At 62.9% G+C, this 711-nt stretch carries 1 protein-coding gene; it reads left to right on the plus strand.

Annotated elements, in window-relative coordinates; genetic code table 11:
• Window positions 1-711: hypothetical protein (locus tag EOS_RS47400; RefSeq protein WP_047898360.1), on the plus strand; the 711-nt coding region annotated here is incomplete at both ends.

Consider the following 711-nt stretch of genomic DNA (forward strand, 5'->3'; position numbering starts at 1 on the left):
TCATGTTTGCACCGCAATCGTCGGTTTCGCGCCAGGGTACGAGCGGTTATCGTGCGGACCTGAATGCGAAAAATCCTGAGCAGTGTTCGCTGGATACCGTCGCTGGATTCGAGCCGTGTGCGAACACCGGCGAGGCGTGGACGCAGGCCTGCGATGAGATCGACCGCGAGTTCGGGAAAGGTATCTCGCCGCGAGAGGCCGGCGAATACGTCAAGGCCGCTGCTGGTTTTAAAAGCGAGTGCGATAACAGGCGTTTCACAGAAGCGGTGCGGGTGCTAAGCGAAAAGACGCCACCCGTGCCCGACTTCAGGGAGGGTGTTACGCGCGATCAGGTCAATCTGCTGGTGACGATCTACGTCACGGCGGTTGGCGCGACAAATGCGTTTCTGGAGCGCGGCGATCTGAATCGGGCGGGCTTTGCCGGATTCACTGCCCGCTGTCTGGACATGACACCCGACGCCGTGCGCGATGCGATGCTGGCCGGTCAGCTTGACGGCATCGTGCTGGAAGATGAGGTGTGCCGTGCTGCGGGAACGGGACCCAAGGCGACGGAAAGAAAGGTCACGCTGCGCGGCGCGCAATGCTGGGTGCGGGCCGGGACGGCATGCGGGTTCGACGTGCTGCCTGCGGAAATGCAGGAGCTGATCGTCGAGTTCCTGCCCTCGCGAGCGGATCACTTGCGCCTGGCGGCGACGAGCCGGACGATGCATG

The organism is Caballeronia mineralivorans PML1(12), assembly GCF_001028175.1.
Taxonomy (GTDB): Bacteria; Pseudomonadota; Gammaproteobacteria; order Burkholderiales; family Burkholderiaceae; genus Caballeronia; species Caballeronia mineralivorans.